This window comes from Galbibacter orientalis DSM 19592 (genome assembly GCF_000260115.1).
Lineage (GTDB): Bacteria > Bacteroidota > Bacteroidia > Flavobacteriales > Flavobacteriaceae > Galbibacter > Galbibacter orientalis.
In genome coordinates this window covers 2120966-2135044 of record NZ_JH651379.1, presented here as the reverse complement: position 1 = coordinate 2135044, position 14079 = coordinate 2120966, and the positions used below count along the sequence as shown (strand labels likewise).

The 14079-nt window shown below is 39.7% G+C and carries 19 protein-coding genes and 2 pseudogenes; 13 read left to right on the top strand and 8 right to left on the bottom strand.

Features of this window, described 5'->3' with window-relative positions; genetic code table 11:
• Positions 1-323: 323 nt before the first annotated feature.
• From JOOMADRAFT_RS09425 to JOOMADRAFT_RS09395, 7 genes are all read left to right on the top strand, one after another.
• Positions 324-536, top strand: coding sequence for a hypothetical protein (locus JOOMADRAFT_RS09425; protein ID WP_008612812.1), 213 nt, complete (start codon positions 324-326; stop codon positions 534-536).
• Between the two features lie 10 nt (positions 537-546).
• On the top strand, positions 547-903 hold the full coding sequence (locus JOOMADRAFT_RS09420; protein ID WP_008612811.1) for a single-stranded DNA-binding protein: 357 nt from the start codon (positions 547-549) through the stop codon (positions 901-903).
• Positions 904-981: 78 nt separating this feature from the next.
• Positions 982-1362: a DUF6876 family protein gene (locus JOOMADRAFT_RS09415; protein ID WP_008612810.1), complete on the top strand. Its 381-nt coding sequence runs from the start codon at positions 982-984 to the stop codon at positions 1360-1362.
• Positions 1363-1384: 22 nt separating this feature from the next.
• Positions 1385-1582 (top strand): hypothetical protein, encoded by a 198-nt coding sequence (locus tag JOOMADRAFT_RS20520; RefSeq protein ID WP_008612809.1) that lies wholly within the window; start codon positions 1385-1387, stop codon positions 1580-1582.
• A 431-nt stretch (positions 1583-2013) separates the two neighbouring features.
• Positions 2014-2394, top strand: a complete 381-nt coding sequence (locus JOOMADRAFT_RS09405; protein WP_008612808.1) for a BfmA/BtgA family mobilization protein — start codon at positions 2014-2016, stop codon at positions 2392-2394.
• Between the two features lie 11 nt (positions 2395-2405).
• Complete coding sequence (gene mobB / locus JOOMADRAFT_RS09400; RefSeq protein WP_008612806.1) at positions 2406-3437, top strand: MobB family relaxase; 1032 nt, start codon at positions 2406-2408, stop codon at positions 3435-3437.
• A 9-nt stretch (positions 3438-3446) separates the two neighbouring features.
• Positions 3447-5033 carry a type IV secretory system conjugative DNA transfer family protein gene (locus JOOMADRAFT_RS09395; RefSeq protein WP_008612805.1) on the top strand — a complete coding sequence of 529 codons (1587 nt, stop codon included), beginning with the start codon at positions 3447-3449 and terminating at the stop codon, positions 5031-5033.
• A gap of 53 nt (positions 5034-5086) precedes the next feature.
• Here JOOMADRAFT_RS09395 and JOOMADRAFT_RS09390 read toward each other — a convergent pair whose 3' ends face one another.
• From JOOMADRAFT_RS09390 to JOOMADRAFT_RS09365, 6 genes are all read right to left on the bottom strand, one after another.
• Positions 5087-5698 (bottom strand): 6-bladed beta-propeller, encoded by a 612-nt coding sequence (locus JOOMADRAFT_RS09390; protein WP_245547665.1) that lies wholly within the window; start codon positions 5696-5698, stop codon positions 5087-5089.
• A gap of 264 nt (positions 5699-5962) precedes the next feature.
• Positions 5963-6427 (bottom strand): heavy-metal-associated domain-containing protein, encoded by a 465-nt coding sequence (locus JOOMADRAFT_RS09385; protein WP_245547664.1) that lies wholly within the window; start codon positions 6425-6427, stop codon positions 5963-5965.
• A 48-nt stretch (positions 6428-6475) separates the two neighbouring features.
• Positions 6476-7333, bottom strand: coding sequence for a hypothetical protein (locus JOOMADRAFT_RS09380; RefSeq protein ID WP_008612802.1), 858 nt, complete (start codon positions 7331-7333; stop codon positions 6476-6478).
• A gap of 428 nt (positions 7334-7761) precedes the next feature.
• Positions 7762-8031 (bottom strand): thioredoxin family protein, encoded by a 270-nt coding sequence (locus JOOMADRAFT_RS09375; protein WP_008612800.1) that lies wholly within the window; start codon positions 8029-8031, stop codon positions 7762-7764.
• Between the two features lie 174 nt (positions 8032-8205).
• The gene (locus tag JOOMADRAFT_RS09370) at positions 8206-8583 is read right to left on the bottom strand and encodes a metal-sensitive transcriptional regulator (RefSeq protein ID WP_008612796.1); all 378 of its coding nucleotides are present in this window, start codon (positions 8581-8583) and stop codon (positions 8206-8208) included.
• Between the two features lie 265 nt (positions 8584-8848).
• Positions 8849-9280, bottom strand: a complete 432-nt coding sequence (locus JOOMADRAFT_RS09365; RefSeq protein ID WP_008612795.1) for a DUF2147 domain-containing protein — start codon at positions 9278-9280, stop codon at positions 8849-8851.
• Positions 9281-9470: 190 nt separating this feature from the next.
• Between JOOMADRAFT_RS09365 and JOOMADRAFT_RS09360 the strand changes: the two genes are divergently transcribed.
• From JOOMADRAFT_RS09360 to JOOMADRAFT_RS09335, 6 genes and pseudogenes are all read left to right on the top strand, one after another.
• The gene (locus JOOMADRAFT_RS09360; protein ID WP_008612787.1) at positions 9471-9788 is read left to right on the top strand and encodes a hypothetical protein; all 318 of its coding nucleotides are present in this window, start codon (positions 9471-9473) and stop codon (positions 9786-9788) included.
• 5 nt (positions 9789-9793) lie between these two features.
• A complete protein-coding gene (locus JOOMADRAFT_RS09355) occupies positions 9794-10294 on the top strand; it encodes a DUF2231 domain-containing protein (RefSeq protein ID WP_008612784.1) in 501 nt (166 codons plus the stop codon).
• A 12-nt stretch (positions 10295-10306) separates the two neighbouring features.
• The gene (locus JOOMADRAFT_RS09350) at positions 10307-11197 is read left to right on the top strand and encodes a cation diffusion facilitator family transporter (protein WP_008612781.1); all 891 of its coding nucleotides are present in this window, start codon (positions 10307-10309) and stop codon (positions 11195-11197) included.
• Between the two features lie 55 nt (positions 11198-11252).
• Positions 11253-11684 (top strand): hypothetical protein, encoded by a 432-nt coding sequence (locus tag JOOMADRAFT_RS09345; RefSeq protein WP_040879652.1) that lies wholly within the window; start codon positions 11253-11255, stop codon positions 11682-11684.
• A 145-nt stretch (positions 11685-11829) separates the two neighbouring features.
• The gene (locus JOOMADRAFT_RS09340) at positions 11830-12618 is read left to right on the top strand and encodes a type IV toxin-antitoxin system AbiEi family antitoxin domain-containing protein (RefSeq protein ID WP_008612779.1); all 789 of its coding nucleotides are present in this window, start codon (positions 11830-11832) and stop codon (positions 12616-12618) included.
• 91 nt (positions 12619-12709) lie between these two features.
• Positions 12710-13404, top strand: a pseudogene (locus JOOMADRAFT_RS09335) (nucleotidyl transferase AbiEii/AbiGii toxin family protein).
• A 5-nt stretch (positions 13405-13409) separates the two neighbouring features.
• Here the strand turns inward: JOOMADRAFT_RS09335 and JOOMADRAFT_RS09330 are convergent.
• On the bottom strand, positions 13410-13775 hold the full coding sequence (locus tag JOOMADRAFT_RS09330; RefSeq protein WP_008612778.1) for a hypothetical protein: 366 nt from the start codon (positions 13773-13775) through the stop codon (positions 13410-13412).
• Positions 13776-13782: 7 nt separating this feature from the next.
• A pseudogene (locus JOOMADRAFT_RS19885) lies at positions 13783-14079 on the bottom strand (DUF4138 domain-containing protein); the annotation flags it as partial.

Below are 14079 nucleotides of genomic sequence, written 5' to 3'. Positions count from 1 at the left end.
AAAGAGCTTCCCTGCAAAGGTCTTGGACACAACTCTAAAGATTCCGATTTCCATTACGTTAACCCTGCCTGAAAAACGGCAGGAACACTTCATTCCCAATCTACATCTTTAAAGTTAAGTCCGCCTGATAGGAATTCCATTTTATCATTTAGTCCCGCTTCCTATGGTTGCGTACTTCACAAAAGGCATTTAGACCTACTCCCGAACCGCCGCTGTCCCAACCGTTTTTTTGTAAGCAAAATACCAACATTTGGAAGTTAAACGGACTGCATAACCGGTCGTGCCTCCCTTTTATAAGTCCTTATTAATTCCAAATATTGAAAATGTATCAGCAACAAAAAAAGGTAACAGCGGACGGCTCTATGGGAAGTAAATCTAAATCGAATATTATGAAATCTTACAAAAACATCAAAAAGAAAGCGGGACTAAAAAAACAAAAAAAGGAAAACGCTCTGGATATAATAAGTAAATCGCTTCAAAAAAATATAAACCCAAACTATCCGAAGGGTTTGGGTAGTATTTTAATTAATCTTTAATTCTTTTATTATGAGTACTTTAAAAAATCACGTACAGTTAATCGGAAATGTTGGCCAAGAGCCACAAATTACGAACCTTGAAAGCGGTAAAAAGGTAGCCCGTCTTTCACTCGCCACAAATGAGTATTACAAAAACAGCGAGGGCGAAAAAGTCCAAAATACCGAATGGCACACGATTGTAGCCTGGGGCAAAACTGCCGAAATCATCGAGAAATATGCCGGAAAGGGCAAAGAAATCGGGGTAACGGGAAAACTGAAATCCCGAAGCTACGAGGACAAGGACGGTATCAAAAGGTATGTTACCGAAGTGGAAGCCAACGAAATCCTTTTGTTGGGAACTAAGAACGGCAATAATTCAGCCGATTAATCTAAAAATTAAAGAGGGCGTTTCCGTCTAAAGTTGAGCCCTCTTTTTTCATTATTAACTCCTTAAATAGAAATCACAATGAAAGCACAAGTTAACGAAATCAAAGAGGGATTGCAACATTTTCACGGTTCGGAAACCGTGTTTCAAATCCCATTATTAAGAACCCGATACACCAACGGACTAAAATATTTGGCGGAAGCTGCGGAATGTTTTTGGCTGATAACCGATACATCGGCATTTGCCAAAACCTTGATGGGCAAAAGCTATTTTATAACTATCGACTTTAAAAGGTTGCCCAAGGAAAAACAGGATTATTCTGGGTACGAAGCAGAAATAACGTACGGCGATGGAAACGGGAACATTTTTGGAAAACACGGCTATCGGATAACGGATTTTCCACTCGATGAACTACGGTTATTTTTTGTGGATAATACGTTGATGCTGCCGAGCGAATATTAACCCTTTCAAAAACCTAAAAATTATGATTTATCTAAATTTTTCAGACCTGAACGGGGAAGCCCAAGAACGCCTTTTGGAAAGTTCAAAAAACGACGTTGAGCAAAAATTTGGCGATGATATTCGAAAGTATTCAAAAAAACATTGCACCAATTTTGATGTGATGATCGAAGAGGAAGCACTACGGAATTTATACAGTTATACCTATGTGTTTAATATTTGAGATGCGCCAAATAGGAACGGAAAGACCTTTGAATTTTCAGAGGTCTTTTTTCATTCCGTTGGTTTCAATTCAATAAAAAACCTTATCTTTATTTTGCTGAAATTCAGCATTCAATTTTACGCAGGGGTATCCATTTTTTGACTTTCGCCGATAACCCTGCCCATCGAAAAATTACATAACTGGAAATTTTTCCCCTGAAATTGGCAATTGGCTTTTAGCCAAATTGTACGAAATTTTGGTTCGCCTGTGGCGAACGAAAAGGAGTAGCAAGAGGGTAACACGCGATGCGATGTTAAGCACTCCTATTCCTTGTTAATCTACTGATTTTTAACCACTTAAAAATCAGTAGATTATTTAGATTTCTACAATTTGCGACAAATGCCCTGTTAACGCCCATTTTTAGGGAAGGATTTGCGACAAATCGGCGAATTATGGACTCATTTATCGGAATCAGATTCAAAAAGGAAACGGCGAAACGTTTCCAGCAATTTTCAAAAGCACACTTCAAATCGCACACCGAGGCAATGGCTGTGATGCTCGATTTTTTCTTCTACAACGAGATCTCGCCACGTGAAAAACTGGGCCCGACCGGAAGGACGATCGAGGCCAATCTAAAGAAACGTATCAATGCCGTAATCGCCATAATGCGGGATATGGAAAAGACGCAAACCAAACCCACCGTGGCGATGATCGAATCCCTTTTTCAGACCGAAGAAACGAAAAAGAAACCTTTGATCTTGGAGAAGAAATTTATGGAAGAAAAGAAGGAGGTACGCTTCCGCGAAAAGCAAAATCTAAAGAACGAACTGTAAATTTTTGAGCTATGTATATCACTATCACACCTCAAAAATTGGGCGGGAACTATTCCCAAAGTTCGGCCGATTTTGTGGGCTATTTGGAAAAGGAAAACCAAGGTCTGGAGCAGGAAGAAATGGAGCACTTTTTCAATCAATATGGCGATGAATTTTCAGCGGAAGAAGTGGTAAAAGATATTGATGGAAATGGTGCAAAATTAAAAAAGAAAGAACCGAAATTCTATTCGATTACGGTCAGTCCGTCGAAGTATGAATTGAACCGGTTACAGAACAGCAGCGAAGACTTAAAAAAATACACCCGTGAGTTGATGAAAGATTATGTGCAATCGTTCAACCGGGAAATCAATGGGCGACCGGTAACTATCGATGATATAAAATACTATGCAAAAATTGAGCACCAACGAACCTTCAAGGGAACGGACAAACAGATCAGGGAAAACCAACCTTTTGCCTCCAAAATATTGCACCTAAAAAATGAGATCCGAAGTATTGAAAGCGGTTCGATGGAAGGAAGTGTTAGGAAACGAGAAAAAGAAATCGCAAAACTGGAACGCCAAGCCCTACACCAACAGGATGGGAAACGTATCGTCCAGGGAATGCGAAAGGCTGGAAGCCAAAGTCATATCCATATCATCGTGAGCCGCAAGGATACATCCAATTCGTTCAGCCTTTCGCCCGGGAGCAAATACAAAGCCTCCGATGTCGAGATGAACGGTAAGAAAGTCAAACGGGGTTTCGACCGGGACAAGTTTTTTGAAAATGCCGAAAAGACCTTTGACAGGACGTTTGGCTACCAAAGAAACTTCACAGAGACCTACAAGGCGAGGAAGGATTTTATTAAAAACCCAAAAATCTATTTTGCCTCGTTGATGAAACTGCCCACCAATGAAAAAGCGATTGCTTTTAAGTTGATGCGGGAAACGGGTATCCCGATAATGCCAAGTATCCCGACAAATCAAGCACAGCTTGCCCTAAAGGTTTTCAATAAGCTGCGCAAGGGTTTGGACGTGGCCATCAAATCAAGTTCCATCGGAATCTAAATCTTTATTATGCAACTGGACAATCTTACAACAGTACTCTCAATCATTGGTTTAGCTAGTACGCTGTTTTATATACTCTACAGATTGACGCGTTATGCCTTTATTTTAAACGTGATTTTGCTTGGGACTTTGGTATTTTACCAATCGAGCAGCAATGAAATAATTATGATTTCATTGGTGCTGATCTGTCCGCTGATGCTCATTAATACCGGACTGTACGTTTTCTTGCATAAAACGGACGAGCCAAAAAGTGCCGAGAGCAAGTATCGTGTAAGCTTTGCAACGAGCAAGGGAAGTTTTATATTGGAAAATGTAAAGCGAGGTGCTTCCATCATAGGTTCTGCCGGAAGCGGCAAGACCGAAAGCGTTGTTTATGGATTTCTGAAACACTTTCAAAAAGAAGGTTTTTGTGGGATCATTCACGACTATAAAGACTTTGAACTTACCGAAATGGCATATCCTCTTTTTAAGGATAATGAAATCCCTTTTAAGGTCATTTCCTTTGATAAAATAATCCATAGGGTCAATCCTATTGCCCCACGGTATTTAGAGAACGAGGAAAGCGTAAACGAGGTTTCCCGGGTGCTGATCGAGAACCTTTTGGAGCAAAGGGAGTCCGGAACTTCGGGAACGACCAAATTTTTCAATGATGCTGCGGAAGGATTGATTGGTGGACTGATCTGGAAGCTAAAAACCTCTTATCCAAAATTCTGTACCCTGCCGCATCTGATCGCCATTTATCAGTATCTGGACACGGACAGTCTCATCCAGTTTTTGGAAACCAACACAACAGTACGGGCAATGGCGGACGCTTTTATAAGCGGAAAGGATTCCGAACGGCAGACCGCCGGTGTAAAAAGCACCTTGGCCAATGCACTAAAACGGATAAGCACCCAACGTATCTTTATGGCATTATCCGCAGACGAAGTGCCGCTCAACATCAATAATGAAGATAACCCTGCGGTAATTTCGATTGTGAACAATCCAAAATTTGAAACCTCCTATTCGCCCGTCATTGCAACAATAATCCATACGATCACCAAACAAATGAGTGTGCGCAATTCCAAACCATCGTTTCTGTTGATGGAAGAAGCCCCGACCATACGGCTATTGAATATGCACCGGATCCCGGCAACGTTGCGGAGTTATGACATTGCCACCATCTACGTAATGCAGGACAAGATACAGAACGATATGATGTACGGCGATAAGGCAAGCAAGGCGATATTAAGTAATCTTTCTTATCAATTTTTTGGAAAGGTCAACGACCCGGACACCGCCAAATACTACGAACGCTTTTTTGAAATCATAAAAGATCCGACCAAAAGCGTGAGCCGAGGGCATAACTTAGATTTTGATACAAGGGTTACCACTGGGGAAAAGGAAATTCCCAAGATCAGGGCTGATGTATTTTTTAGATTGAAACAGGGCGAGTTTATAACCTATGCGGACGGGAAGGATAAAAAAGTCCAGTTTAAATTGCAGCAGATTCAGCGTGAGCTTCCCGAGGAACCAAAGCAATTTACCCAAGCTGATTTAGAGGCTAATTTTGAGCGGGTTTATGAGGAGGCGCGGTCTATATTTGAAAAAAAATAGCAAGGGGAACTGGAACCCATTTTCTATTTACACAATTAATTAAATAATGTTTCCTAAGACTGCATACTATACTCAACAATTGAATTCTCCTTAAAATTTGTGATGTACAGCATATTTCCATCAAACATTACATCTGTTGGGTAATTGATATTGGTGGTAAGGATTTGCTGTAACGTCCCGTTCAGATCGTAAATCAGTACCCTACTGTTTTCCTGATCGGTAACGGCAAAACCATTTTTATTAAATGCAATTGCCGAAGCTACGTTTAAGCCGTCCTGCTCTCCAATAACATTCAGAATTTTTCCCCTAAGATCAAATACTTGTACACGGTTATTGTAGGCATCTGCAACATATATTTTATCATCCTGAACCTTTACGTCTATGGGATAGTAGAGTTCCCCTTTATCGTGGCCTTCTTTTCCTATAAAACTGACCTTCCCATTTATTTGAAGGATGATCCTATGATTGTAAAAATCGGCTATTGCGATAGTATCGCCCTTTACGTTGAGTCCTGCGGGTGCTTGGGGTTTGGCGTTAAGGGACAGCGAATATTTTTTCCCGTTTTCAAAAATCCAGATGGTATCCGTTAAAAATTCCGGGACATACAGTTTGCCTTTGTTGAAATCGATGTTCATTGGGCGCTGGATGCCCACTATCGAATCCAACACTTTTCCGTTAAGGTCTATTTTAAGCAACCTAAAACGGTCCGGGTCTGAAAACCATAGATCCGCTCCAGTTTTGGCCATTGCAAGTGGCCGCGCTTTTTGCGGAAGTTCTATTTTCTTTACAAATGTCCATTTCCTACCCTCTTCCCTACAACTGAAAAGCATCAAGGAGAAAAACAATATTATTAAAAACCTATTCATCTTTTACGTTTCTTTTGATTTCCGGGTAAATCCCGATTCCTTCTTGTATTCTTTCTCAAAATATTAGAGAATTTCAGTCAGTCTAATTTTCCAATTACCTGATAAATTTTTATCGTCTTCATTCTGAACAATTCCTTTTACCTTTACTGTTCCGGGCTTCAACTTTGAACTTAAACCGTTAGAAGCGTCTTTGATGACACTATAAGTTTCCGTATCTGTCTGAATTTCAGTTTTGTCGTCTTTACTTATCAATTTCCCTTCAATGACCACTTCGGCTTTTTTGGCGGAGAAACCATTCTTCTTTACTTCCTCTTGAATTTGTTTAAGACTTAAACTGTTGTTTTTAGAAAGTTCCAGATACGCTTTCCCGTCATTCAAGCTCACCCTTACATTTTGCAGACCGTCCATTTTCTTAAGCCCACGTTCCAGGCCATAGGCACAAGGGGCACAGTCCATCCCAAAAACTTCCTGATCTACTTTTTGAAGTTGTGCATAGGAACTAAAAGTTCCAAATGTTGCAACTATCATAATCATCACTATTTTTTTCATCTCTTTGATTTTTAAAATTTGTTTCTATTATAACCAATAACTTAAATTAACTGATACTCTGTATTTTTCCTTTACCGCACTTGGGGTCAAATCCTGGACTACAGGGAACAGGGCACCAAATGAAATCCCCCAAGCTCCGTACAGCCCTAGAAATGAAGGTCCCACCAATACTTTTTTACTTCGTGAACCATTAAAGTCCTGCTGTCCCAGATATTGGTTATCCCCGGGAAATTCAGCAAGGGATTCCACAAAGACCCTCCAGTCGGGTTTTGGATAATCGCCCTTAAAGATATTGGGCCGGTACCCGACCACCGCACTTGCATAGGGCAGGTCCCCCAGTTGCTCCTTGTTCCTTTCAAAATAATACTGATAGCCACCGCCCAACCAGGCATACCAGGTACGGGAAGCATAACCCGTTGAAATTGCCCCGTGCACTGAATTACCGACATTCACTTGACCACGCACATCATCGGTAGGGGTCGATACACTTAAAATAGCGGTAGATTCAAACCGTTTCCCAACCCCAAAGGCATTGGAAAAAAATCGGTACCACAACGAGGCCTCGATATCCCCATTAGCGGGCATATTGCTATTACCACGAGTTCTGGGGGCATTGTCGAATCGCTCGATCATCGTGGGCGTGGTCAGGTTGACCTGCAGATCTTCAGTTATCCCATAAGAAAACAGATAGCGCATCATATAAGAGGTTTCGTTTTCTGTACCCAAGCTCATTCCTGCGACATTTAAATCGACCCCGCCCTTGGCAAGTGTTGGGGTTTGCAGACCATACAGCGGGCCGTGCCCCTGAGCATTTAATGTGGATAGTGGGGATAGACCAAAAAAGGATATAAAAATGATTCTGAAAAACACTTTGGAAATTGTCATATTCTTTGAGTTTTCAGATTCTAAGCTAACATTTTTTGACAACTCTCCGCACAAAGATTACACTTAGTGGCACATTGTTGGCATATCTCGCTATCAAATTTTGCACATTCATCCGCACAGGCTTTACATAGATCGGCACAGATGGCACATACGCGTTTGGAATAGTTGGACTGACTTGCCAATAATTGAACACAGGCGGTACACAGCGCAATGCAATCCAGGCAAAACTGGTGGCATTGCTTCATATCGGGTTCGCCCAGATGCTGGTCCAGACAGATTCGTGCCGCGGTGATACAGGCGTTACAATCATCGATACATTGTTGTAGTTCTGAATTTAAAGGTTTCATAATGTTTTGATTTTAAATGATATCCCGTTGGTACGGCAACAGGATATTTATTGAGAATAGGCCGCACCCAATATTTGTCACTTACTTTTGTCCAATACCGGCTTCCATCAATTTTTTCTTGGTAATGGCCGAATCCTTACAGCAATCCAGCAATTTTCCGTTAACGGCTACCGCTGGTATTTTTTGTACTCCATATTCATTCATTTTGGCAAGGCAGGTTTTATCATCGCATTGCTTTACCAAATCGTAAGTTGTTATCTCACATTTGCCACAGGCCAGTTCCTCGATCATTTTTACGACCGGGTCACAAACTGGGCAATTGGCGGTAAAAACTTCTACTTTACGTTTCATTTCTTTCTTTTTTTACTATTTATAAATCCTTTCTGTTGCTATTTGATCAAAATCAACAATCCAAAGGTAGGCTCAAGGGCCGGGTGGTCTCCAAATAAGAAAACAAAAAAAGGACCTACTTTTTAGTAAGCCCTTTATCCGTTGGCAATAGAAGATTAATTTTTTCTAAAAGATTTAGGATGATCCATCCTTATCTAAGTCATTACCATCGATCCTTTTTCTAAGTGCATCGATTTCTTTCATTTGGGAAGTAAGCGTGTCGAGTTCCAAGTCCGGGAACTGTTTCCGTATAAATTCAATGCGGTCTTCATTACCACAATCTCCGGGACAGGCTTCCACGGTCTCGGATATTTTTATGGCCAGCGCCTTTCGGTAGGTCACATCCAGTAAAAGAAAGTACGCTTTGTCCAGTCCTTTCTGCGCTGCTTTAAACTGAATCAATATCTTATCGGGGTCAGTATCCTCATCCAGCATATTTATGAGTCCGTTTATCTGCCCATTGATACTTTGAAGCCTAGTTTTTATGTCTTTACTTAAATCCCGTGGTATCATTAATTTTCAAATTTTGGCCAATATATAACTGTCTTATGGGTGGTCTCCAAATTTAAGGAGAATTTTTAATCATAAATTTCCCTTTGTGTCAAAACTAATCTAAACCTGTTAATTGATGATTTTTAAGAAGTTCAGCTTGTGAAGGGATAACGGATCAAGGTTTCTAAAGATAAAGCAGCTTTCTCAAGCAGATTTAGAGGCTCATTTTGAGCGGGTTTATGAGGAGGCGAGGTCGATATTTGAAAAATGAAGTTATGCATCATTTCTACTCCGTCATCCGTTCCCATTCCATTGTTTTATAGAAAAAGCCAATGTAGCCCCGAACGTTCAAAATATTGGGGTCATTTTCATCGAGCCATATTTTTGACCGGTAAACTTTTCCGTCATTCGGATTGGTAATTGTCCCATCAACATATTCTTCTCCGTCCTTCTCATAATTTTTCATTAAAACAAGGCCTTCTATTTTCTGGTTTTTGTCGTCTCCTTCACATTCGGTGCAAAGGTTATCGCGGTCTTCTTTATCCATAATCCGTAAAACCTTGCCATATACTTTTCCGTTTTTTTGAAAGACCTCTACTATAGAGCGAACTTCGCCGGTGTGACGATTGTATGTTTCCCACTTTCCAAAAATATCCTGGGCATTTGAGTAAAAACAAGAAAGCAAACCAAAACTTATACTTAATAACCAATTTTTCATACGTAAGGTAACCGAGTTTTTTATAAATTATTTTGAAGATTCTAAAAAAACCTTAAATGTAATATATTTCTTACACTTGTCTTCTGTGATTATTATTTGATGGTTCTATAAATTCATCAATCAATTATCAATATTGATAAGCATTTGAACGATATTTTAGTAACTTTGAAAAACTAAAAATTCAAAAAAGATGAAAAAATTAATTTTAACTGCACTATTCGGCTGCCTATTTTTATTGAATTCCTGCGGAGAAAACAAGAAAACCGACATAGTGGATTCAGGTACTTATCAAGGTGTTGCCGAAACAGTAGAGCCGGGAGAGAAAGAAATTTATGTTAGGACTTCAGATGATAAATTGTTGGAACTCTATTTTACCGATGAAACGACCCTAACCAAAGATGGTAGCACCACTATCTTCGACAGTTTAAAAGAAGATGGCAAAGTAGAGGTTACCGTTGAAAAAAAGGGTAATAAGCTCGTGCCTATTTCTGTTAAAGTCTTAAACTGATTTTAATGGCAGAAATTCCTTCAATATGGAGGGAAGAATTATGGCATTCTTTTCTCGTCCATTTGCCTATTGTTACCCTATTATTGGCTTCAATAGCAGCACTATTGAAGCCTTTTTTCTCAAATGATGGTCATAAACTTTTTTTAGGTCAAACGACCATTGTAATGTTGTTTATTGGAGTGTTGAGTGGCTGGATTACCATTTATACCGGGGAATTGGCGTACGACATTGAAGTAAGGAAAATATGTGATCCCGAGGTGCTTCAAGAACACCAATGGTGGGGTTATGCTAGCCTTATCACGTATTCCGTTGCATTGGCATTGATAATAGGCTTTCGATTTATGCCCAAGAGATTTTTATCCTTGGCAAGGCCTTTTTCCCTTCTTTTATTGGCTGCCGGACTTTTCGGACTTTGCTACACTGGGCATTTAGGTGCCTCCCTCGTTTATCAGCAAGGCGCAGGAACCTATCAGCCTTCCCCCGATTGTTCTGAATTTGTTAAATAAAACGGGCGGTCAATGGGTGTTACAAACGAGGAAACGGCAATAAAATCAAGCTACTTTAGCATAGTGGGCAATATTTTATTGGCCTTGATCAAGGGAAGTGCCGGTATTTTAGGAAATTCTTACGCTTTAATAGCTGATGCCATTGAATCTACCGCTGATATTTTTTCTTCAACATTTGTTCTTTTAGGTTTAAAATACGCACAGAGGCCACCAGATAAAAACCATCCCTATGGTCATACCCGAATAGAACCTTTGATTACCTTTTTGGTGGTTGCCTTTTTGGTGACCTCTGCTACCATTATCGCTTATGAAAGTATCATCAATATACAAACTCCGCATAAAGTCCCTAAAGCTTGGACACTCATTGTTCTTGGTGTAATCATCATTTGGAAAGAAGGGTCTTATCGCTATGTTTCCAAAAAAGCGGCGGTAACGAACAGTTCGTCGCTCAAAGCCGATGCGTGGCACCACCGAAGCGATGCCATTACATCAGTTACCGCTTTTATTGGTATCAGTATTGCATTGATCTTTGGAAAGGGTTATGAAACTGCCGATGATTGGGCGGCACTTTTTGCATCTGCTTTTATTTTGTACAATTCCTACCTTATTTTCAGGCCAGCACTTGGCGAAATAATGGACGAACACGTTTATGATGATCTGGTAGAGAAAATCTGTGACGTATCACTAAAAGTAGATGGAATATTGGGAACGGAGAAATGCTTTGTCCGTAAAGCAGGGATGAAGTACCATTTGGATCTACACGCCACCGTCAATGGAAAAATAAGTGTTGAAGAAGGCCACGACCTTGCGCATAAACTGAAAGATAGATTGCATAATGAACTCCCCCAATTAATGAATATTTTGATTCATATTGAGCCAGATACCCTTTCTGATGATGCCTAGTTGTGATGCGTTTTACCAAACCTGATCGAAAAATGGAATTTTTAAGTATATAAATATGACTGTTAAGATAATCAAGCTCTTTTTGCGATTGGCAATTTCATTCGGATTTTTATCGGCAGTGGCCGACAGGTTCGGAATATGGAGCAAAAATGTTTCTGTTTGGGGCAATTGGGATAATTTTCTGGGCTATACCCAACTGATAAATCCTTGGATCCCGAATTCACTCGTCCCCACCATCGGAATTTTGGCCACAGGAGCTGAAATTATTTTTGCGGTTTTTTTGATAATCGGATTTAAGACGGAACTGTTTGCAAAATTGAGCGGATTGCTACTTTTACTGTTTGCTTTGTCAATGACCTTTTCAACCGGAATAAAAGGAGCTTTTGATTTTTCTGTTTTTACTGCTTCTGCCGGAGCTTTTGCTTTAAGTCTTATGAAACGGAAATATTTGGAAGTGGACAATTTGATCTTTAAATCGAAAACCTGAACGAAAGATAAAAGCGTCAGCACAACTTTTGCTATAAGCAACTGTGTGGGTTAGCGCACAACTACGCATTATCTTGAGCTTTTAATAGTATTTATTTTAGTTTTATGTCTAAAAACTATATATTGCTCTAATAATTACTAAAGTTATGGTAGCGGAATATATTGATAAATTGCTGTCTGTGGAAGAATATTCTTTTTCCCTTGATGAACTATTGGAAAAGACCACGAAGAGCAAAAATGCAATTTGGCTGGAATTGGCTCATTTAATTGAAAAGAACAAAGTCATTAATTTAAGAAAAGGTTTTTACCTAATACTCACTCCCAGATATTCCAATTTCGGAAAACTACCCATAAGTCTCTATATCGATAAACTTTTTGATTATTTAGACCGTAGTTATTATTTGGGTTTTTATAGTGCCGCAAAAGCTTATGGTGCAAGCCATCAACAAGCCCAGCGCGATTATGTAATGACAGTAACTCCCAAACTATTGAATATTCAAAAGTCGGCCATTAATATCCGGTTTTTGACTACTTCCGCTTGGCCGGAAAAAAATATACTTTCCAAAAAATCAGATGCCGGTATTTATCATATTTCCAGTCCGGCGTTGACCTTGGCAGACTTGGTGCATTATCAAAATAAATTGGGGGGGCTGAACCGGATGCTATCCACCATCGAAGAATTGTTGGAAGAAGTTACCCATAATGATCTTGATGATTTATTGAGTTGGTATGGCAATAAGGCAACACTCCAACGACTGGGTTTTTTATTGGATGAAATAGATCAAGAGAATAGTTTGTCCAATTTAATTTTTCAACATTTGGAAAATCAAAAAATACATCCGGTTTTATTGAAGCCGACCAACCAACAACGACCTGGTTCGGTGGATAATAAATGGAAGGTAGATACCAACCTACAGTTAGAAAGCGACTTATGATTTCAAAACCTTATATAGCCCAATGGCGGGAAAACGCACCTTGGAAAGAATTTGCACAGGTTGAACAGGATTAGTCATTAGCCGAGCATTGGTGGCAATTTTTGACGATGATTTTTTGAGGGAGAACCTCGCTTTCCGTGGTGGTACAGCCTTACATAAACTTTATCTCAACCCCGCTCCAAGGTATTCCGAGGATATTGACCTTGTACAGGTTAAGGAAGGCCCTATCAAACCCATTATGAAGCGCATAGGCGAGGTCATTACTTTTTTTGAGGAAGATAGGCGTACACAGGTAAAAGGGGGCACGGAGCAAAAGCGCTGTACCGTTTTACATCGGAATATGAAAATGAGCGTCGCCGGCTCAAGATAGAGATCAACTGCAAAGAACATTTTAAGGTACTGAAGTGGATGGAATTCTCGTTTGATATAGATAACCCCTGGTTTTCGGGAAGAGCGGATATTAAAACATATAAAATCAATGAACTTTTGGGCACGAAGTTAAGGGCACTCTATCAACGAAGTAAAGGAAGGGATTTGTTTGATCTGGATTATTCCAGACAAAATGTAGATATCGACATTGATGAAATTATCAAGTGCTTTAAGGCTTATATGGAATTTTCCGTTGGCAAAGTCCCTTCACAAAAAGAGTTCCTCCTAAATATGGAAGCCAAAGAAAACGATGCATCTTTTGAAGGTGATATGGAAGGCTTGTTACGGCCGGAAATCCAATACGATCAAAAAGCTGCGTTCCATTGGTTGAAGGAAACGGTAATTCCACAAATGTAACTATTTCAAAACGGCCCTTTCTCCCTTGGCCCTTGCTGCGTAACCTTCCATTGACCATCTACCTTAAGCAGTTTGAATAATTCAGGATTTTCTTCATAAGAGGTTGTAAACCTTACCCAAGCGGTCTTATCATCGGAAGTTTCTTCCAAAACTTTAAAATTGGAATCCCCTGATTTGCCTGCGGTCATCAAATCCTGTATCATTTTTAGACCTTCAAAACCTTCGGGGGTGGTATGTTTCTTTAGGGTTGTATTATCTTTATTGTAGAAACTTTCCACCACGATTTTTGAAGTTTCGCTCGGCGAAAGATCTTGTTTCCCAGCACAGGACAGAAAAAGTGCTACTAACGAAAAAATGGCTATTCTTTTCATATCTAAGTTAATTTGGGTTATTGATAAATCTATGCGATATTTTTAATTTTAAGTGCCTTTCCCCGTTCTTTTCGTTGATCTCTAAAACCGCCCTGCGGTCATTGCTTATCGAAAATTTTGGCAGCACGTAAACCAATCTAACGGTTTCATTTTCAACTACTTTGGTGGGCAGATTATATTTAAAAATAGGCTCTTGATAAAGACTTTGCAATGATTTCTTTTTACCCTTTTGTCTCGTCTCTACCGATAATTTTAAGAAATTCAGATCGTAATCCAAGGTAGATTATTTTCAATCTGGATTACG